The 18,825-nt window shown below is 60.2% G+C and carries 16 protein-coding genes and 1 tRNA gene; 4 read left to right on the plus strand and 13 right to left on the minus strand.

The window, feature by feature from the left end; translation table 11 throughout:
• The first annotated feature begins 14 nt into the window (after positions 1–14).
• Positions 15–1,811: an acyl-CoA dehydrogenase C-terminal domain-containing protein gene (locus tag J2Y39_RS18020; protein ID WP_310218996.1), complete on the plus strand. Its 1,797-nt coding sequence runs from the start codon at positions 15–17 to the stop codon at positions 1,809–1,811.
• Positions 1,812–1,968: 157 nt separating this feature from the next.
• Positions 1,969–3,747, plus strand: coding sequence for an acyl-CoA dehydrogenase C-terminal domain-containing protein (locus J2Y39_RS18025; protein ID WP_310218999.1), 1,779 nt, complete (start codon positions 1,969–1,971; stop codon positions 3,745–3,747).
• Positions 3,748–3,975: 228 nt separating this feature from the next.
• Here the strand turns inward: J2Y39_RS18025 and J2Y39_RS18030 are convergent, their stop codons facing one another.
• Positions 3,976–4,890 (minus strand): LysR family transcriptional regulator, encoded by a 915-nt coding sequence (locus tag J2Y39_RS18030; RefSeq protein WP_150743545.1) that lies wholly within the window; start codon positions 4,888–4,890, stop codon positions 3,976–3,978.
• Positions 4,891–5,059: 169 nt separating this feature from the next.
• Between J2Y39_RS18030 and J2Y39_RS18035 the strand changes: the two genes are divergently transcribed.
• The gene (locus J2Y39_RS18035) at positions 5,060–6,286 is read left to right on the plus strand and encodes an aminotransferase class III-fold pyridoxal phosphate-dependent enzyme (RefSeq protein WP_310219001.1); all 1,227 of its coding nucleotides are present in this window, start codon (positions 5,060–5,062) and stop codon (positions 6,284–6,286) included.
• A gap of 192 nt (positions 6,287–6,478) precedes the next feature.
• A complete protein-coding gene (locus J2Y39_RS18040; RefSeq protein ID WP_003228885.1) occupies positions 6,479–6,637 on the plus strand; it encodes a YqaE/Pmp3 family membrane protein in 159 nt (52 codons plus the stop codon).
• Between the two features lie 142 nt (positions 6,638–6,779).
• On the opposite strand, the gene J2Y39_RS18045 is transcribed toward J2Y39_RS18040, so the two are convergent.
• The 12 genes from J2Y39_RS18045 to J2Y39_RS18100 form a co-directional block, all read right to left on the minus strand.
• The gene (locus J2Y39_RS18045; protein WP_310219002.1) at positions 6,780–8,579 is read right to left on the minus strand and encodes a S9 family peptidase; all 1,800 of its coding nucleotides are present in this window, start codon (positions 8,577–8,579) and stop codon (positions 6,780–6,782) included.
• Entirely contained in the window at positions 8,545–9,717 is a 1,173-nt protein-coding gene (gene pqqE / locus J2Y39_RS18050; RefSeq protein WP_095181401.1) for a pyrroloquinoline quinone biosynthesis protein PqqE, read from the minus strand. Before pqqE ends, J2Y39_RS18045 begins: the two co-directional genes overlap by 35 nt.
• The gene (pqqD, locus tag J2Y39_RS18055; RefSeq protein ID WP_056786642.1) at positions 9,689–9,964 is read right to left on the minus strand and encodes a pyrroloquinoline quinone biosynthesis peptide chaperone PqqD; all 276 of its coding nucleotides are present in this window, start codon (positions 9,962–9,964) and stop codon (positions 9,689–9,691) included. The genes pqqE and pqqD overlap by 29 nt, the downstream gene beginning before the upstream one ends.
• Positions 9,961–10,713, minus strand: a complete 753-nt coding sequence (gene pqqC / locus J2Y39_RS18060) for a pyrroloquinoline-quinone synthase PqqC (RefSeq protein ID WP_039757691.1) — start codon at positions 10,711–10,713, stop codon at positions 9,961–9,963. The genes pqqD and pqqC overlap by 4 nt, the downstream gene beginning before the upstream one ends.
• Positions 10,714–10,852: 139 nt before the next feature.
• A complete protein-coding gene (gene pqqB, locus J2Y39_RS18065) occupies positions 10,853–11,764 on the minus strand; it encodes a pyrroloquinoline quinone biosynthesis protein PqqB (protein WP_065616547.1) in 912 nt (303 codons plus the stop codon).
• Positions 11,765–11,845: 81 nt separating this feature from the next.
• Positions 11,846–11,920, minus strand: a complete 75-nt coding sequence (pqqA, locus tag J2Y39_RS18070; RefSeq protein ID WP_003444522.1) for a pyrroloquinoline quinone precursor peptide PqqA — start codon at positions 11,918–11,920, stop codon at positions 11,846–11,848.
• A 156-nt stretch (positions 11,921–12,076) separates the two neighbouring features.
• Entirely contained in the window at positions 12,077–14,488 is a 2,412-nt protein-coding gene (pqqF, locus tag J2Y39_RS18075; protein WP_310219006.1) for a pyrroloquinoline quinone biosynthesis protein PqqF, read from the minus strand.
• A gap of 38 nt (positions 14,489–14,526) precedes the next feature.
• Positions 14,527–15,321 (minus strand): carbon-nitrogen hydrolase family protein, encoded by a 795-nt coding sequence (locus tag J2Y39_RS18080; RefSeq protein ID WP_041476708.1) that lies wholly within the window; start codon positions 15,319–15,321, stop codon positions 14,527–14,529.
• 12 nt (positions 15,322–15,333) lie between these two features.
• Positions 15,334–17,016: an NAD(P)/FAD-dependent oxidoreductase gene (locus tag J2Y39_RS18085; protein WP_024014552.1), complete on the minus strand. Its 1,683-nt coding sequence runs from the start codon at positions 17,014–17,016 to the stop codon at positions 15,334–15,336.
• A 223-nt stretch (positions 17,017–17,239) separates the two neighbouring features.
• Positions 17,240–17,701, minus strand: a complete 462-nt coding sequence (locus J2Y39_RS18090) for an Lrp/AsnC family transcriptional regulator (RefSeq protein ID WP_041476707.1) — start codon at positions 17,699–17,701, stop codon at positions 17,240–17,242.
• Positions 17,702–17,973: 272 nt separating this feature from the next.
• Entirely contained in the window at positions 17,974–18,546 is a 573-nt protein-coding gene (locus J2Y39_RS18095; protein WP_056786649.1) for a PBECR2 nuclease fold domain-containing protein, read from the minus strand.
• A gap of 194 nt (positions 18,547–18,740) precedes the next feature.
• A tRNA-Ile gene (locus J2Y39_RS18100) sits at positions 18,741–18,817 on the minus strand.
• Between the last annotated feature and the right edge of the window lie 8 nt (positions 18,818–18,825).

An 18,825-nucleotide genomic window follows, 5' to 3' on the forward strand; every position in this document is an offset into this window, starting at 1 on the left:
ACGGAGAAGCCACCATGCCCGAGTACAAAGCTCCCCTGCGCGACATGCGCTTTCTGATCGATCACGTCTTCGACTTTCATACCAACTACGCCAGTCTCGGCGCGCATGACGCCAGCCCGGACATGATCAGCGCGATCCTCGAAGAAGGCGCGAAGTTCTGCGAGAACGTGCTGGCCCCGCTCAATCGCAGCGGCGACGAAGAGGGCTGCCATTTCGACAACGGCGTGGTGACAACGCCTACAGGCTTCAAGCAGGCCTTCGCACAATATGTCGAGGGCGGCTGGCATGGATTGGCGGCCGATCCGGCTTACGGTGGCCAAGGGTTGCCGAGTTCGCTGGGGTTGGTGATCAGCGAGATGGTCGGCTCCAGCAACACGTCCTGGGGCATGTACCCGGGCCTGACCCACGGCGCGATGTCGGCGATCCACGCCCACGGTACCGCCGAGCAGAAAGACACCTACCTGAGCAAACTCACCGCTGGCCAGTGGACCGGCACCATGTGCCTGACCGAAGCCCACTGCGGCACCGATCTGGGCATCATCAAGACCCGCGCGGTGCCACGGGCCGACGGCAGCTACGCGATCACCGGCAGCAAGATTTTCATTTCCGCCGGCGAGCATGACCTGAGCGACAACATCATCCATCTGGTCCTGGCCAAGCTGCCGGACGCACCGGCCGGAACCAAGGGCATTTCCCTGTTTATCGTGCCCAAGTTCCTGCCCGATGCAGCAGGCGAAGCGGGAGAGCGCAATGGCGTTTCCTGCGGCTCGATCGAGCACAAGATGGGCATCAAGGCTTCAGCCACCTGCGTGCTGAATTTCGATGCCGCCACGGGTTACCTGATCGGCGAGCCGAACAAGGGCCTCAACTGCATGTTCACCATGATGAACCACGCGCGGCTTGGTACTGGCATGCAGGGGCTGTGTCTGGGCGAGGCGAGTTTTCAGGGTGCGATCAAGTACGCCAATGACCGCCTGCAAATGCGCGCCCTGACCGGTGCCAAATCCCCGGAAAAACCTGCCGACCCGATCATCGTTCACCCCGATGTGCGACGCATGTTGCTGACCATGAAAGCCTTCAACGAAGGCAACCGCGCGCTGACCTATTTCACTGCGCAGATGCTCGATGTTGCGCACCTGAGCAGCGATGCCGATGCGCGTCAGGAGGCCGAAGACCTGCTGGCGTTCCTCACGCCGATCTGCAAGGCGTTCATGACCGACACCGGGCTGGAAGTGACCAATCACGGCATGCAGGTATTCGGCGGCCACGGCTTCATTCGTGAGTGGGGCATGGAGCAACTGGTGCGCGATTGCCGGATTGCGCCGATCTACGAAGGCACCAATGGCATTCAGGCGCTGGACCTGCTCGGGCGCAAGGTGCTGGGCAGTCAGGGCAAGCTGCTGCGCGGCTTTACCAAAATCGTCCACAAGTTCTGCGCAGCGAACGCCGAACATGCGCAGCTGGGCCGCTTCGTCGCGCAACTCAACGGGCTCAACCAACAGTGGGGCGACCTGACCATGAAGGTCGGCATGGCGGCCATGAAGAACCCGGACGAAGTCGGTGCTGCGTCGGTGGATTATCTGATGTACAGCGGCTACATCATCCTGGGCTACCTGTGGCTGCGCATGGCGTTGGTTGCTCAGGCACAGCTGGAGGCGGGCGAGGGTGAGGCTGATTTCCTCAAGGGCAAACTGGCGACGTGCGAGTTCTACTTCAAGCGCTTGCTGCCGCGTACGGCTGCGCATCAGGCGGCGATCGAGGCGGGGAGTGATTGTTTGATGAATTTGCCGGCGCAGGCGTTTGCTTTGTAGGGCAGATCGAAAGATCGCGGCAATCTTTTTCCGGTGACCAAAAATAACAAATCAGTCACCGGTTGACCCTATGTGTCGCAAAAGTTGTTGAGGTACACTCCGGATCAACGAAAACATCATTCCACGAACCACCTGTTTAGATCTTGCGAGGTTTGCCATGGCTGACTACAAAGCGCCGCTGCGCGATATGCGCTTCGTCCTCAATGAAGTGTTCGAAGTCGCCAAACTCTGGGCCGAGCTGCCGGCGCTGGCCGAGACCGTCGACGCCGAAACCGTTGAAGCGATTCTCGAAGAGGCCGGCAAGGTCACCAGCAAAAGCATCGCGCCACTGAGCCGTGCCGCTGACGAGGAAGGTTGCCATTGGGCGGACGGTGCCGTCACCACGCCGGCCGGTTTCCCACAGGCTTATCAGACTTATGCTGAAGGCGGTTGGGTCGGTGTTGGTGGCGATCCGGCCTACGGCGGCATGGGCATGCCCAAAGCCGTGTCGGCACAGGTCGAAGAAATGGTCAACTCCGCCAGCCTGGCGTTCGGTCTGTATCCGATGCTGACCGCCGGCGCCTGCCTGTCGATCAATGCCCACGCCAGTGAAGAACTGAAAGCTGCGTACCTGCCGAACATGTACGCCGGCATCTGGGCCGGTTCCATGTGCCTGACCGAGCCGCACGCCGGCACCGACCTGGGCATCATCCGCACCAAAGCCGAACCTCAGGCCGACGGTTCCTACAAGGTCAGCGGCACCAAGATCTTCATCACTGGTGGCGAGCACGACCTCACCGAAAACATCATTCACCTGGTACTGGCCAAGCTGCCTGATGCCCCGGCCGGTCCAAAAGGCATTTCGCTGTTCCTGGTACCGAAGTTCATGGTCAATGCCGACGGCAGCCTCGGTGCGCGCAACCCGGCCAACTGTGGCTCGATCGAGCACAAGATGGGCATTCAGGCCTCGGCGACCTGCGTGATGAACTTCGACGAAGCCGTCGGCTATCTGGTCGGCGAGCCGAACAAAGGCCTGGCGGCGATGTTCACCATGATGAACTACGAGCGCCTGGGTGTTGGTATTCAAGGCCTGGCCACGGGCGAGCGCTCTTATCAGAACGCTGTTGAATACGCGCGCGATCGTCTGCAGAGCCGTTCGCCGACCGGCGCGCAGAACAAGGACAAAGTCGCTGACCCGATCATCGTCCACCCGGACGTGCGACGCATGCTGCTGACCATGAAAGCCTCGAACGAAGGCGGCCGTGCGTTCTCCACTTACGTGGCGATGCAACTGGACACCGCCAAGTTCAGCGAAGACGCGACCACTCGCAAGCGCGCGGAAGATCTGGTGGCGTTGCTGACGCCGGTAGCGAAAGCCTTCCTGACCGACCTGGGTCTGGAAACCACCGTCCACGGCCAGCAGATTTTCGGCGGCCACGGCTACATCCGCGAGTGGGGCCAGGAGCAACTGGTGCGTGACGTGCGCATCACCCAGATCTACGAAGGCACCAACGGCATTCAGGCGCTGGACCTGGTCGGGCGCAAGATCGTTGGCAGTGGCGGCGCGTTCTACCAACTGTTCGCTGACGAGATCCGCCATTTCACCGCCACTGCAAGCACCGATCTGGGCGAGTTCACCAAGCCGCTGAACGATGCCGTCGACACCCTCGACGAGCTGACCGCGTGGCTGCTGGACCGGGCGAAAAACAATCCGAACGAAATCGGCGCGGCCTCGGTCGAATATTTGCAAGCGTTCGGATACACCGCTTACGCCTACATGTGGGCGTTGATGGCCAAAGCCGCGCTGGGCAAGGAAGCGCAAGACGATTTTTATGCGAGCAAGCTGGGCACCGCGCGCTTCTATTTCGCCCGCCTGCTGCCACGTATCCACTCGTTGAGCGCGTCGGTCAAGGCCGGTAGCGAGTCGCTGTTCCTGCTGGATGCGGCGCAGTTCTGATCCTGTAGACGTCATGTAAGCATTTGCTTACGTGACGTGCTGCTGTTCTCCCATATCCGTATATTGGATCCACGGCTAATCTACATTTCATGGACGTCGCGCAGGAAGCGCAAAGTAAACAACACGGACACGTAGGATTCTGCCAGGGTGGCGGAGTGAAATGGATGTCAGGGAAACAGTCTGCAAAGCCCCGCTTCGGCGGGGTTTTCTTTTGCCTGAAGAAAAGTTTCAGGCGAGCGGATCAAGGGGCGGCTTCGTTTCGCGATCGATCACCTCTTCAAGCAATGTCCGCAGCAATGCCAACGAGGCCTGCTGGCGTTGCACATCACGGCACACCAGGCCAACTTGCAACGGCACCCGTGGTTCGCTCAGCGGTTTCCATAGCAGATCTTCATCGTCATATTCCTTTTGCGAACGTCCCGGCAGCACCGTTGCCAGCCTGGTGTGCGGCAGGCTATCGAGAATCCCCAGCATAGTGTTCAACTCGGCCTGCACCTGCGGGCGTCGTCCGAGGCTGGTCAGTTGTGCCTGCCAGATCTGTCGGATCTGGAACTCTTCGCCGAGCAGCAACATGGGCAGCTCAGCAGCCTGGCGCATCGAGACCTTCTTGAACTCGCGCAAGGGATGGTCCGCCGGGATGACCAGCGTCAGTTCATCTTCGTACAGCAACACACCGTGCAGACCGGGTTGGCGCGGTGGCAGATAGCTGATGCCGATGTCCAGGGAACCATTGAGCAGACGCCGTTCGATTTCCAGCCCGGTCAGTTCATAGATTTGTACCACCAGATGCGGCTGCGCCTTGCGCACACGCTCGAGCATCTGCGGCACAAGGCTGGTGTGCACCGTTTGCAACACACCGATCGCCAGTGTGCGCAGTGCCTGACCCTTGAAACTACCCAACGCCTCGCGCGCCCGCTGCAAGCCATCGAGCAATGGCAACGCGTGGTTGTACAGCGTATGCGCAGCGAGGGTCGGCAGCAGGCGTTTACTGCTGCGTTCGAACAGGGTTACGTCGAGGTTCTGCTCCAGCTGACGGATCTGTTGCGACAGCGCCGGTTGCGAGATCGACAAGCGCTCAGCCGCACGGCCGACATGGCCTTCTTCGTAGACCGCGACGAAATAACGCAGTTGTTTGAAATCCATAAGTAGCGCTTATCGAAATGGCTGAGAAATCGAAATGGCCTGAAGCCGTTTGCGCGCCTAGTCTAACCGCATTCACAAGGCTTGCAGGGCCAGAAAGCGTGACGAATTCCATTTGCTTCGTTCGTGATTACATAGGCAGTTCAAAAAACCTCCAGCGAGGTTTTTCCGCATGAATCTGTTCAGTTTGCGGCGCCAGACGCCAAGTCTGGATGACCTCACCTTCGAGGCGGGGCCATCCGCCATGAGCGACCACCTCCATTCTCAACGCCTGATGCCCAGCGTCGATCGGCCGCAACAAGTGTTCGTTCGCGGCCAGGGTTCCTGGATGTGGGATAGCAATGATCGCGCCTACCTCGACTTTTCCCAGTCAGGCGGCGCCAACAGCCTTGGCCACAGCCCCACGGCGCTGGTCAAAGCCATCGCCAATCAGGCCCAGGCGCTGATCAATCCCGGCTGCAATCTGCATAATCGCGGCATGCTCAGCCTCGCCGAACGTTTGTGCGCCAGCACGTCCAGCGATCAGGCCTATCTGCTCAACAGTGGCGCCGAGGCTTGTGAGGCGGCAATCAAACTGGCGCGCAAATGGGGGCAGCTGCATCGCGGCGGCGCCTCGCGGATCATCATGGCTGAGCAGGGTTGTCATGGCCGCAGTCTGGCGACGATTGATCGAGTGCCATTCAACGACCTGCCGGCGCTGCATGCGGCGGTAGACGCGCAGACAGTGGCGATCATGCTGGAGCCGATCCAGAGCGATGCCGGGGTCATTCCCGCGACCGAGCATTACCTCAAAGGGGTCGAACGACTGTGCCGTGAACTGGGCATTCTGCTGATTCTCGACGAAGTGCAGACTGGCATCGGCCGCTGCGGCAGCTTGCTCGCCGAACAGTCCTACGGCATTCGCGGCGATATCGTCGTGCTCGGCAAAGGTCTTGGCGGCGGCTTGCCGCTGGCGGCCTTGCTGGCGCGAGGTAAGGCCTGCTGCTTCGCCACCGGCGAGCTGAGCGGCACCCATCACGGCAACGCATTGATGACGGCGGCCGGTCTGGTAGTGCTCGACAGCATCCATGACCGCAGCTTTCTCCAGCAGGTTAACGACAGCGGCCAGCATTTGCGCGAAGGCCTTGCGCGACTGGCGCACCGCTACGGCCACGGCGAGTTGCGCGGCCAAGGCCTGTTTTACGGGTTGACGCTGTCCGAGGAATGCGCCGACGCCGTCGTCCATGCCGCACTTCACGAAGGCCTGATATTGAACGCCGCGCAGCCTGACTGCCTGCGCTTCACCCCGGCCCTCACTGTCAGCAAAGCCAACATCGACGAAATGCTTCTGCGCTTGGGCCGCGTCTTCTCGCGGGTGCGCACCGCCCAAGTGCACTGCCGCAAAGGCATTGCCGTCTGAGCCGAGCAGCCCCAACCGATTACTCGAACCGTCTCGCGGTATAACGCACGCCCCACGCCTGATTCTTTTGGCGTAGGGCGTTTTTTTGTGGTGCTGGCGATCAAATAGCAAGCGTAATGAACCCTGACGAACGGCGCGTGTCGATTAGCTTGTATGGCTCAAGTGAGCCAACCCCCATTCAGGAGCTGCCCCATGGATTTCATTCGTATCATCATCGCTATTCTGTTGCCGCCACTGGGCGTGTTTCTGCAGGTCGGGTTTGGCGGGGCGTTCTGGCTGAACATTCTGCTGACGCTGTGCGGCTACATTCCAGGGATCGTGCATGCGGTGTATATCATCGCCAAGCGTTGAGTCCAGTGGCGTCTGATCAATAGCTATCGCGGGCAAGCCCGCTCCCACAGTGTTATGAGTGATCACAATTTTTGTGTACACCAAATAACCTGTGGGAGCGGGCTTGCCCGCGATTGGAGCGACGCAGTCTCAAAGTGAGGGCTCAGTCAGTTAGCCCCATCACCCGCCGATAAAACGTCCACTCCTGCTCCAGCGCATGTGCCTGGTTGGCCGCGCGGCGGAAGCCGTGGCGTTCGTCAGGGTAGTAATGCGCCTCGACCGGGATGCCGTTGTGCTCCAGCGCCGCGACCATGTCGCGGGTTTGTTGCGGCACGACCACCGCGTCCAGTTCACCTTGAAAGAAAATCACCGGCACGCGAATGTTGTCTGCGTGCAGCAGTGGCGTGCGGGAGGCATAGCGTTCGGCATCTCCTTCGGGATCGCCGATCAGCCAATCCAGATAATCGCCCTCGAACTTGTGCGTGGCCCGGGCCAGCGCGACCGGGTCGCTGACGCCGTAGAGGCTGGCGCCTGCGCGGAAAACCTGTCTGAACGCCAGCGCACACAGCGTTGTGTAGCCACCCGCACTGCCGCCGCGAATGAACGCGCGGTCACCATCGATCAAACCTTGGCCAGCGAGATAGCTGACCACCGCGCAGGCATCCTCGACATCCACCTCGCCCCAGCGCAGATGCAGCGCTTGGCGATATTCGCGACCATAGCCACTGCTGCCGCGATAGTTGAGGTCGGCGACAGCAAAGCCGCGCTGCGTCCAGTACTGGATGCGCGGATCGAGGATCGGATAGCACGCCGACGTCGGGCCGCCGTGGATAAACACCACCAGCGGCGGTTTCGCTTCACCGCTCATGGCCGGGTAAAAGAAACCGTGCGCCTCGCCGGAGCCGCTCGGATAACGCAAGGTCTGCGGACGGCTGATGCGTTCGGCAGGCAATGGAGCCACGCCGCCAGCGAGGATTTTCACGGCATGAGACACACGATCAATGGCGATCACTGCCGACGGGCTGGTCGGCGATGCAGCGATGCAATAGATGAATTGTTGATCCATCGCCAAGTGCCGGAAGCGGCTGTAGTCACTGCTGAAATCTTCATTTCCCAGGGCCAGGCGACCGAAACCATCCTCGCTCCAGCTGGCTAAAAATTGATCACCGACAGGCAGCCACGTGCAGCCGCCTAGCTGCCACGGCGCGGGCGCGTGATCGGCCTCGGCACTCGGTAGCGCGTGCAAGCCATCAGACGTTTCGCCCCACGGCTGCCAGTAGCCGCCACGGTCCGTCAGGCAACAGAGCCGCCCATCAGCGTCGAATCGCGGCTGCTGGATCGACTCCTCCATCTGCGTACCGGCAACACAGCGAGGCGCAGAAAAATCGCCTTGCGCGACCATCAACCGCGTCGAGGTCCACGGCTGATGCGGGCGACTCCACTCGATCCACGCCAGCCGCTGGCCGTCGGGGCTCAACGTTGGTGACGCATAAAAATCCGCACCCTCGGCCAGCACCTGTCGCGTACCGGTCGCCAGATCAATTGCCACCAGGCGATGCCGATCCTGCTGCTCTTCAACCGCCAATACCCGGCCAGCGGCGAATTGCAGATCGCCGTAGCGGCAGTCAGTCGACGTCAGCGCGACCGGCTCGCCATCCAGCGCCTGCCGATACATCTGCTGATCCGCTTCATTGACGAAAACCACCCCGTCAGGCGTCAGACAAAACGCACCACCGCCATATTCGTACACGCGGCTACGCACGCTGAAGCCGTCCGGCGTCAGACTTTTCGCTGCGCCATCGCGCCAATGCCAGATCCGGCATGCGGCATCCTCGGGGCGGTATTCATTCCAGAACACACCATGGGCGCCGAGCTGCAGTTCGGCGAAGTCGGTTCCGGCGGCGACGGCTTGGGCGGCGCTGAAAGGCTCAGCCCTTGGCGATGAGGCGTGAGTTTCGTTCATTGCGAAAGGCCAATTGTTCGATGGTTTGAGTGGCGGTCTCGGCTTCTTCGCGGGCCTTGAGGATCACGCCGTGATGTTCGGACTTGCTGCACACCGGGTCGGCATTACTGGCGTCGCCGGTGAGCATGAACGCCTGGCAGCGGCAGCCGCCGAAGTCCTTTTCTTTCTCGTCGCAAGAGCGGCACGGCTCGGGCATCCAGTCGTAACCGCGAAAACGGTTGAAACCGAACGAGTCGTACCAGATGTGCTGCATGCTGTGATCGCGTACGTTGGGAAACTGCACCGGCATCTGGCGGGCACCATGGCAGGGCAGGGCGGTGCCGTCCGGGGTGACGGTCAGGAAGATGCTGCCCCAGCCGTTCATGCAGGCTTTCGGGCGTTCTTCGTAATAGTCCGGAGTGACGAAAATCAGCTTGCACGGATGCCCTTCGGCTTCCAGCCTGGCGCGGTATTCGTTGGTGATGCGTTCGGCGCGCACCAGTTGCTCCTTGGTCGGCAGCAGGCCAACACGGTTCAGCTGCGCCCAGCCGTAGAACTGGCAAGTGGCGAGTTCGACGAAGTCGGCCTCCAGCGCAATGCACAGTTCGATAATGCGGTCGATCTTGTCGATGTTGTGCCGATGGGTGACGAAGTTCAGCACCATCGGATAACCGTGGGCCTTGACTGCGCGAGCCATTTCCAGCTTTTGCGCAAAGGCCTTTTTCGAACCGGCGAGCAGGTTGTTCACTTGCTCGTCGCTGGCCTGAAAACTGATCTGGATGTGATCGAGCCCGGCCTTTTTGAAGTCGCTGATTTTCTGCTCGGTCAGGCCAATGCCGGAGGTGATCAGGTTGGTGTAGAAACCCAGCTGCCGCGCTTCATGGATCAGTTCGGCCAAGTCCTGACGCACCAGCGGTTCGCCCCCGGAAAAGCCCAATTGCGCCGCGCCCATCTCCCGCGCTTCGCGGAACACCTTGATCCATTGCTCGGTGGTCAGCTCTTTGCCCTGCTCGGCGAAATCCAGTGGGTTTGAGCAATACGGGCATTGCAACGGGCAACGGTAGGTCAGCTCGGCGAGCAGCCACAGCGGCAGGCCGACTTCAGGTTTTGGCGGGACTTGCACGGACGAATCAGGCAAGTTCGATCCAGTGCTGCGCACGGGCAACCTCCATGAATTGCTCGATGTCGTCACCGAGCTCGGGCACGCCGGGGAACTGCTCGTCGAGTTTGGCAATGATCGCCGCGACATCGCGTTCACCATCAATCAAGCCGCCGATCAGTGCGGCGCTGTCGTTGAGTTTGATCATGCCTTCAGGGTAGAGCAGCACGTGACCCTTTTGCGCCGGCTCGTATTGGAAGCGATAGCCCGGGCGCCAGCTCGGCACTTTGCTGCGGTCGAAACTCATAAGATGATTCCTTTATGCCAGACCCGTTGTTCGGTCACGCTGTGATACGGCGGACGGTTCAGTTCGTAGGCCATGCTCATGGCATCGAGCATGCTCCAAAGAATGTCCAGTTTGAACTGGAGAATTTCCAGCATGCGCTCCTGGCCTTCGCGGGTCTTGTAGTGCTCGAGGGTGATCGCCAGCCCATGTTCGACGTCACGCCGCGCCTGACCGAGGCGGGTGCGGAAATATTCATAACCGGCCGGGTCGATCCATGGGTAATGCTGCGGCCAACTGTCCAGACGCGACTGGTGGATCTGCGGCGCGAACAGTTCGGTCAGCGAGCTGCTGGCGGCCTCCTGCCAACTGGCGCGACGGGCGAAGTTGACGTAGGCATCGACGGCGAAACGCACGCCGGGCAGCACCAGTTCCTGGGAGCGCAATTGGTCCGGATCGAGGCCAACAGCCTGGCCCAGACGCAGCCAGGCTTCGATGCCGCCATCTTCACCGGGTGCGCCGTCGTGGTCGAGCAGGCGCTGAATCCACTCGCGGCGGATTTCCCGATCCGGGCAATTGGCGAGGATCGCTGCGTCCTTCAGGGGAATGTTCACCTGATAGTAGAAGCGGTTGGCGACCCAGCCCTGAATCTGCTCGCGGGTCGCACGGCCTTCGTACATCGCCACGTGGTAAGGGTGGTAGATGTGGTAGTAGGCGCCCTTGGCGCGCAGGGCCGCTTCGAATTCGGCGGGGGACAGCGGGGTGTCGGTCATGTCTGTTCTCCGGGAACAACCCTGGAAATCTCTGGTGTCTGTGCTGGCCTCTTCGCGAGCAGGCTCGCTCCCACAGTTGATCGCATTCCATTGTAGGAGTGAGCCTGCTCGCGATAGACCGCGCAGCGGTCTCGATTGCTTAAAGCACGATACTCATGCCGTCGAACGCCACTTCAACATTACGCCGCGCCAGCTCGGCACGCTCCGGCGAATCTTCATCGAGAATCGGATTGGTGTTGTTGATGTGGATAAGTACCTTGCGCTGCTCGGGCAACTGCTCCAGCACTTCGAGCATACCGCCGGGGCCGTTCTGCGCCAGATGGCCCATCTCGCGACCGGTGCGGGTGCCGACGCCACGGCGCTGCATTTCATCGTCATCCCACAGCGTGCCGTCGACCAGCAGGCAATCGCTGCCCGCCATGATTTCCAGCAACGGCGCATCGACCTTGCCCAGCCCTGGCGCGTAGAACAGCTTGCCGCCAGTGTTGAGGTCTTCAACGATCAAACCGATGTTGTCGCCCGGATGCGGATCGAAACGGTGCGGCGAATACGGCGGCGCGGCGCTGCGCAACGGCAACGGGGTGAAACGCAGATTCGGGCAGGCGGCTACGGTGAAGCTCTGGTCGAGCTCGATACGGTTCCAGTCCAGCCCGCCGTTCCAGTGGGTGAGCATCTTGAACAGGGGAAAACCGGTGCTCAGGTCTTCGTGAACCATGTCCGTGCACCAGACCTGATGCGGGCAGCCTTCGCGCAGACTCAGCAGGCCGGTGGTGTGGTCGATCTGGCTGTCCATCAGGATGATCGCGCTGATGCCGGTGTCGCGCAGGGCCCGGCCCGGTTGCATCGGGGCGAAGCTTTGCAGTTGCGCGCGGATGTCCGGCGAGGCATTGCACAGCACCCAGTTCACGCCGTCATCGGAAATGGCGATGGACGATTGGGTGCGGGCCTTGGCGTTCAGGCTGCCGTCGCGAAAACCTGCGCAGTTGACGCAGTTGCAGTTCCACTGCGGAAAACCGCCACCGGCGGCCGAACCCAGAATCTGGACGAACATGAACGCTCCATCATTTCAACGCGGAAAATAAAACGCCTCGGCGAGCCGAGGCGTTGCACTGCGATTCTGCGTAGGCAGAACTCAGCGGCTGGCGAAGTACATGGTGACTTCGAAGCCGATACGCAGGTCGGTGTAAGCAGGTTTGGTCCAGGCCATGAGATGTCTCCTTCTGAGGGTTGGGATAGCGCTATCCATAGTTATAGTCCACGGCAGCGCGGTGATGTTCCAATTAGTTAGGCGGCTATGTTACTCAAAATTTCAACGCCGTGACCCGTGAATCTTTGAGAAAGCTCCTTGCAGCCTCGGTAATGATCAGTTTGTCACTTGCCACGGCGCGTCCGGCATCGATTCATTGGCCAGGCAATGCCAGCCGCCCTCGGCATTGATCAGGCGCTGCGCAGCGGCCAGCAAAGCCTGGCGATCGAGTTGCCGGATCGCCGTGACCAACTGCTCCCGGTAATCCGACGAATGGCCGGCAAGTTTGCCTTGCCAGAGGAGTTCGGCGGCATCCTTGGTGGACAGTGTGGTGTCGTCGAACTGATCGGCGAGGCTTTGACGCTGTTGCTCGAGGCTTGCTTCATCGAGCGTTTCGATCAACGCGGGAATGCTGTTGAAGAACTCCTGAATGTATTCGAGCAACTTGCCCGCCGGGTTCGTCGGCGATTGCACGCCAAAGACAATCGCGGTCATGCCGTGCAACTGGCGCAGCGCGCTGAACATGGCGTACCCCAATTGCAATTCGACACGCAGGCGCTGATAGAAAGGCGTCTGGTACAACTGAGCCAGAAGGCGCCACGCTGCTTCATCAGCGATGTCGCTGCTGGCAGTCGGGCAGATCAGCAGCAAGGCGTGTTCGCTGGAGGCCGTGTTGATCTGGCTCCAGTGGTACTTGCCTTGGGCGATCGGTGTCACCGGTAGCTGATTGTCCGGTGTGCCGGGAATGCGGCTCAGCGCCAGGCCCAAGGCTGACTGGGTTTGTTGGTTAAGGCCTAGAGCGAGGCCGTCCCAGCGCGAAGTTGTCCACAGCTGATTGGCGTCATCGCTGGTTTCAATCGTGGGCAGGGATTTCTCTGGCAACGCTTCGAGTAGTTGGCGGATCGGCATCGACGGTATCTGCACCTCGTCGCGCGGCGAATCGGCGTCGATCATCGTCAGACATTTCAGCGCATGCTCGAGGATGCTGGGCATCGGTTCCTGTAGTCCGGTCATTTTCAGCAGGCATTGGTTACCTGCGGCGCTGAAAGACAAGTCCACTCCGGCTTCGGACGCATCCTGTCGGGTCTGGCGCAGACTGCGCTGCAATCTTGAGCGCAGATCGGCGCTGGCCGCCGTCTCGACCTGCCAGCGCAGGTAAATCGCGCCCTCATCGCTGTTGTCCGGCAGCGCCTGGCTGAACTGCATCGGCGATCGCTCGCGACGACTGCGCGAGCGATCCTGGGCGAAGGTGCGCAGGCCACGGTGGGCGCTGGTCTGGCCGCGAATCAGCCCGGCGTTGGCCAGCGGTTCACTGGCGCGCAAGAAAGGATTCGCGGCGGGCAGATGCCAATGATCGCTGAAGTTATCCACAACGCCGATTTCGCGAAGGATGTGCTCAAGTGCGGCAGCGCCGGATTCGGACAGGCCGAATGCTTGCTGCTCGATGTCGGTTCGCGCCAGTTGCAATGCGCCGCTGACTTGCTGCTGGCGCTGAAGCAGGGCGGCGTATTCCTCGCGCAACGGCGTCCAGTCCTGACGGGCGAAGAAGCTCAGCCAGTCCAGCAGGTGTTCGCGAATGGTATCCAGGCGGTCGCCGCCAGCATTGAATTGAAGATGCAGCAGCGCTTGGCCGGCGAACTGGTAGAGCGGCGTGGCTTTCAGGCTGTCAGCCAGATTCTGTTGATGCAGGTATGCGAGCAATCCACCAGGTTTTGCGCTATTCAACCAATGACAGAGAAAAGCCATCGCCTCGGCGGATGACTCGGGCAACGCGTCGAAAGCGAATAACAGGTTCGAGTGAGCGCCGACCTGTTGATAACTTTTCACTGCCAACGGTGGCGGTGCGGCCTGGGCAACTTTATCCCCAATCGGCAACACTGCTGCGAATTGCTGCGCCAGCTCCCGAAGCTCATCGATACTTTGTGGCCCGACCAGACTCAGGCTCATTTGCCCGGTTCGATAAAAGCGCTGATGGAAGTCTTGCAGCGCCGACTGAAACCCTGGCGATTCGACCTGCAAGCTGTCCCGATTGCCCGCATGAAACCCACGCAACGGGTGCTGCGCGGGTAAACCTTCATACAGGGCAAACTGCTGCTGTGCTGTCGGATCCTGCGACCAGGCGACAAATTCCGCCTGCAGCACTTCCCGTTCACGCAGTTGATCGTCCCGATTCATCCGTGGCCGGGCGAGCATGTCTGACAGACGCTCGAGCCCCGCGCTGAAGGACGACACAGGCAACTCGAAGAAAAAATCCGTGGTGCGCTCACGGGTGCTGGCATTCACCTGCCCGCCGTGACGTTGCACGTAGCCCATCAGCCCTTCGTCTGTGGGAAAACGCTCGGTGCCGAGAAACAGCAAGTGCTCAAGAAAATGCGCCAGCCCCGGCCATGCCAATGGCACGTCATGGCTGCCGGCCGCCACGCGCAATGCGGCAGCGCTGCGCTTGAGACCGGGCACGTGGCGCAGGGTCACGCGCAGGCCGTTGGCCAGGGTTTCAGAGTGGGGGCGGGGATGAGTCGGCGCGGGCATGGGCACTTCCAGAACAGTGAAGTGCCCATGCTAGCGGATTAGCGGCGGTTGAGCGCGCCGTAAAGCTCCGGGCGGCGATCGCTGAGATAGCGATTGGCCTGGCGTGAATCGTTCATCAGTTGTCGGTCCAGTTCGCCGACGATCAACGCCTCGTCCAGACCTGCCAGAGCGATGCGGCTGCCGTCCGGCGCGGCAATGCTGCTTTGCCCGCAATACTGGATATCGCCTTCATGTCCGCAGTAATTGGCGTAAGCCACGTAGCACTGGTTTTCGAAGGCGCGGGCACGCACGGTGACATCGGCAACGAAATCGAACGGAATCATGTTGGCCGTCGGCACCACGATCAGCTCGGCGCCGGCCAAGGCCAGGCGCCGCGCGTTTTCCGGAAACTCCAGGTCGTAGCAGATCAGGAAGCCGAGCTTCCAGCCGTTCAATTCAACCACCGGCAAGTCGGAGTCACCGGGGCTGAACATCGACCGATCGAGGTCGCCGAACAGATGCGACTTGCGGTAATTGCACAGGCGCTCGCCATGGGTGTCGATCAGTTGCACGGCGTTGTAGATCTGCCCGTCGGCGGTGCGCTCCGGGTAGCCGTAGACAATCGCCAGACCGGCAGCCTTGGCAATCCGGCCGATCTGCTGCGCCCATTCACCGTTATAGACCTCGGCCAGCGTGCCGACCGCTTCGGCGCCGATGTTGTAGCCGGTCATGAACATCTCCGGCAGCACCAGCAGATCGGCGCCTTTGGCCTCCATCGCTACTTGATGCAGGCGATGCAGGTTGGCGGCGGGGTCCAGTGGCAGCGGTGGACATTGGTAAACGGCTACGCGCATCGGGGAATCCTCTTACTCGGGCAGGGCGATAGGGCCGATGTCTTTGAACACATCACCCGGGCCGGGGTTCTCTTTATGTGTGGATCCGCCGAAATGTTTCATGATGCCCCACACCGCGTTGAGCGAAGTCTGCACCGCGCCTTCGACCCACGCCGGTGTCCACGACACGTCGTCGCCGGCGATGAAAATCCCGCGCTGTTCGGCCGGCATGTCGTCCTGCATGAAGTGCGCATACATGCGCTGGTTGTAGCGGTAATGGCCGGGCAGGGCGCCTTTGAAGGCACCGAGGAAATACGGATCGGCTTCCCACGACACGGTGATCGGATCGCCGATGATCCGCGCGGCGATGTCGACTTTCGGGTAGATCTTCTTCAGCGCGTTCAACGCCAGCTCAACACGTTTCTCCACCGGATGCGGGAGCATTTTCAACGCGTCGCTCATCCACGAGTACGACAGGCAGATCACCCCCGGCTTGTCGTCGCCGTTGTCGAACAGATAGGTGCCACGGGTCAGGCGATCGGTGAGGGTCATGCTCATCACGTCGCGGCCGGTCTCCGGATCCTTGTCTTTCCAGAATGGCCGGTCGACCATCACGAAGGTTTTCGACGACTGCATGTAGCGCGTGCGGTCGAGGGCCATCCACATCTTCTGCGAGAACAGGGTTTCATCGCATTCGATCTGAGTGGTCAGCAGCCAGCTCTGGCAGGTTGTCAGGACGGCGGCGTATTCGCGGGTGTCACCGTTGTTGTCGGTAACGGCGAAACGGCCCTCCGGTGCATGAGCAATTTTCTTCACGCCGGAACGCGGCGCGCCACGGTGCAGGGATTTCAGGCTGGTGCCGGCCGGCCAGTGCACACAGCGCTCCGGCACATGGCGCCAAATGCCCTGTGGCACCTGCTCGACGCCACCGACCACCAGGTGTTGGTGATCGTCGCAATTGGTCATCACCACGCGGAAGATTTCCAGCATCGAATTGGGGAAGTCCGAATCCCAGCCGCCGGTGCCGAAACCGACCTGGCCGAACACTTCGCGATGCTGGAACGACAATTTGGCGAAGGCCTTCGAGGTGGCGACGAAGTCGTAAAAGGTCCGGTCGTCCCACAGCGGCACCAGCTTGTTCCACAGCTCTTTCAGGCGCGGCACATCGCGATCGCGAATGGCTTGCTGGATGTCGGAGAACTGCGAACCGGCTTCCAGCGCATCTGCCCAGGCGTCAGCGACTTCCTGGAACAATGCAGGAAGATCCTTCAGGCTTTCGGCGTAATAGGTTTCGCCTTCCAGATCGATCACGGTACTGCCCGAAGCACCGGTCAGCGGGTTGGGGAAAGGCTTGGTTTCGAGGCCGAGCTTGTCCACGTAGTGATAGAACGCCGTGGAGGACACTGGAAAGCGCATGCCGCCAAGCTCCGCGACGATGGCGTCGGTACCGTTGAAGGCTTGCGAGCGCAGACGACCGCCGAGTTTCGACGCCTCGTACACCACTGGCTTCAAACCGAGTTTCATCAGTTCATACGCAGCCACCAGACCGGCAATGCCCGCCCCGACAATCGCCACCTCAGCGCCATGGTGCTGCTCAGGAATGCTCCCCAGCCCGGCGGGATGCTCGATCCAGTCGTCAAACGCGAACGGAAAGTCCGGACCGAAAATGGTGACAGGTTTTTTTCCGTCTGCAGGATGGCGGTTGTTCTTGTTCATGGCTGACCTTGTTGGCGACCCGACGCAGGATTCGCGTCTGAGTATAGGAAAAGATGTCAGCCATTCTAGGGAGCGTGGAGCGCGTTAATAAGACGCAATGTGTCGTCGTTTTGCCTGATTGTTGTGCAGACTGACGATTGCAGGCTGCATACCGACCAAAATGTGGGAGCGAGCCTGCTCGCGAAGAGGCTCTGAAATTCACCCGAGAAGCTCGATCAAAATCTTAAACCGGCTGCCCCCGATCAATCTTGCTGCTCAGAATGATCGACGTCGTGGTCTTCTCCACCCCATCGACGCTGCCAATCTGATCCAGCAACTGATCGAGCTGCTCCGGCGAGTCGGTGCGCAACCACGCCACATAATCAAACTCGCCACTCACTGCACACAACTGCTGCACCTGCGCCATCGCACTCAAACGCCGCAACACGTCCTTGCCGGAACGCGGCTGCACCTTGATCCCGACGTACGCCTGCAAGCCACCATCGACCACACGCTGACCAAGACGCACGCCATAACCGGTGATCACTCTGGCCTTTTCCAGCCGGGCCAGGCGCGACGTCACCGTCGTGCGAGCAATGCCTAGCTGACGGGCGAGCATGGCCACGCTTTCGCGGGCGTTGATTTGCAGCGCGGCGATTAGCTGGCGGTCGATTTCGTCGAGGATGGGTTGGCGGGTGTCTGGCAAGGTGGGCTCCATTGGCGTTGAGTCGGAGGGAGGCGCACTTTACAGGCAAATAAGGAAAGGCTTTTGCGCCATAGCAAAGTGGTCACTGATGAATTTGATGAAACAAATGTTCTGACAATTGATTTGACTTGTCTGCCCTGTTTCCCAAGAATGCCAACAAGAGCGCGAAATCTGCTGCCTTGCAGGGCATTAGCAGATGTAGGTACCTCAGCGATGCTGCAACATCGCTGTCAGGTGAGACCTCTTCATCCCATTTCCTGAGGATGCAAATATCAGGATTTAGATGTTACGGGCAGCCCGATGGCTGCCCTTTTTTTGTCCGTAAGAATGTACCGCCTATACAAAAGCTCGCCTTTTCGATGCCTGTTCATGGCTCTCGCCGGAGCGTGCATAAAATTCCACAGAACGTGTCCATTCCGAATGTCTACAACCACAAGCATGTCATTTTTTGCCTCATAGGCATTGATGAATGCCACGCGGTGTCCGCCGTTATCGTATCGGACTTTCCATATTTCAAAGGGTCCCGTTAAGGTATCGATAGCGTGTCGAACATAGCGCTCGCGCGAGTCCGGGCGTTTTTCAACGATGTGGGCCAGTTTGTCTCTCGCAACCGCAACGTTTCCAATCGGCGTCAGGATCGTGACGGCCATAACAGACTCATCGATGAATCCGAAGTATTCCAAGAGTATTCCCAAGGCACCCGCTGCATCGTCAGCCCTTTTTATTTCTGTGATTGCGGCTGATCGAAGTTCTTTTGAGAGTGTTCTCAAGTCGGGTAGGGCAAGATCGATCCAGGTTGCTTGGTCGGCTGCTTCGCTGATTGTTGGAGCAGCATTCATGAGCATGGAAACAGTCCTGGGCGGCGATGGCGTCAGGAGATTAATTGCTCGCAGGAAAGCCTCACAAGGCTGCAAACGTCCCGGAAGCATCGCTTCAGAATGATCCTACAGATAGCGCAGCTTTCTTCCTGGGTCGGAATTAGCCAGACTGAGAAACCGCACCCACAAAAAAGCCGCGCATTCAGCGCGGCTTTTCAATTTGGTGGGCCCACACGGACTCGAACCGTGGACCAAAGGATTATGAGTCCTCTGCTCTAACCAACTGAGCTATAGGCCCTCAGTAGG

This window comes from Pseudomonas sp. 2957 (assembly GCF_031456345.1).
Classification (GTDB): Bacteria; Pseudomonadota; Gammaproteobacteria; order Pseudomonadales; family Pseudomonadaceae; genus Aquipseudomonas; species Aquipseudomonas siliginis.

Bases quoted from the DNA above. Each gene is read 5' to 3' on its own strand.
- pqqB (WP_065616547.1), bottom strand. From the start codon at position 11,764: ATGTTCGTCCAGATTCTGGGTTCGGCCGCCGGTGGCGGTTTTCCGCAG.
- J2Y39_RS18020 (WP_310218996.1), top strand. From the start codon at position 15: ATGCCCGAGTACAAAGCTCCCCTGCGCGACATGCGCTTTCTGATCGAT.
- pqqF (WP_310219006.1), bottom strand. From the start codon at position 14,488: ATGCCCGCGCCGACTCATCCCCGCCCCCACTCTGAAACCCTGGCCAAC.
- J2Y39_RS18080 (WP_041476708.1), bottom strand. From the start codon at position 15,321: ATGCGCGTAGCCGTTTACCAATGTCCACCGCTGCCACTGGACCCCGCC.
- pqqD (WP_056786642.1), bottom strand. From the start codon at position 9,964: ATGAGTTTCGACCGCAGCAAAGTGCCGAGCTGGCGCCCGGGCTATCGC.
- J2Y39_RS18045 (WP_310219002.1), bottom strand. From the start codon at position 8,579: ATGAACGAAACTCACGCCTCATCGCCAAGGGCTGAGCCTTTCAGCGCC.
- J2Y39_RS18095 (WP_056786649.1), bottom strand. From the start codon at position 18,546: ATGCTCATGAATGCTGCTCCAACAATCAGCGAAGCAGCCGACCAAGCA.
- J2Y39_RS18040 (WP_003228885.1), top strand. From the start codon at position 6,479: ATGGATTTCATTCGTATCATCATCGCTATTCTGTTGCCGCCACTGGGC.
- J2Y39_RS18085 (WP_024014552.1), bottom strand. From the start codon at position 17,016: ATGAACAAGAACAACCGCCATCCTGCAGACGGAAAAAAACCTGTCACC.
- J2Y39_RS18035 (WP_310219001.1), top strand. From the start codon at position 5,060: ATGAATCTGTTCAGTTTGCGGCGCCAGACGCCAAGTCTGGATGACCTC.
- J2Y39_RS18025 (WP_310218999.1), top strand. From the start codon at position 1,969: ATGGCTGACTACAAAGCGCCGCTGCGCGATATGCGCTTCGTCCTCAAT.
- J2Y39_RS18030 (WP_150743545.1), bottom strand. From the start codon at position 4,890: ATGGATTTCAAACAACTGCGTTATTTCGTCGCGGTCTACGAAGAAGGC.
- pqqC (WP_039757691.1), bottom strand. From the start codon at position 10,713: ATGACCGACACCCCGCTGTCCCCCGCCGAATTCGAAGCGGCCCTGCGC.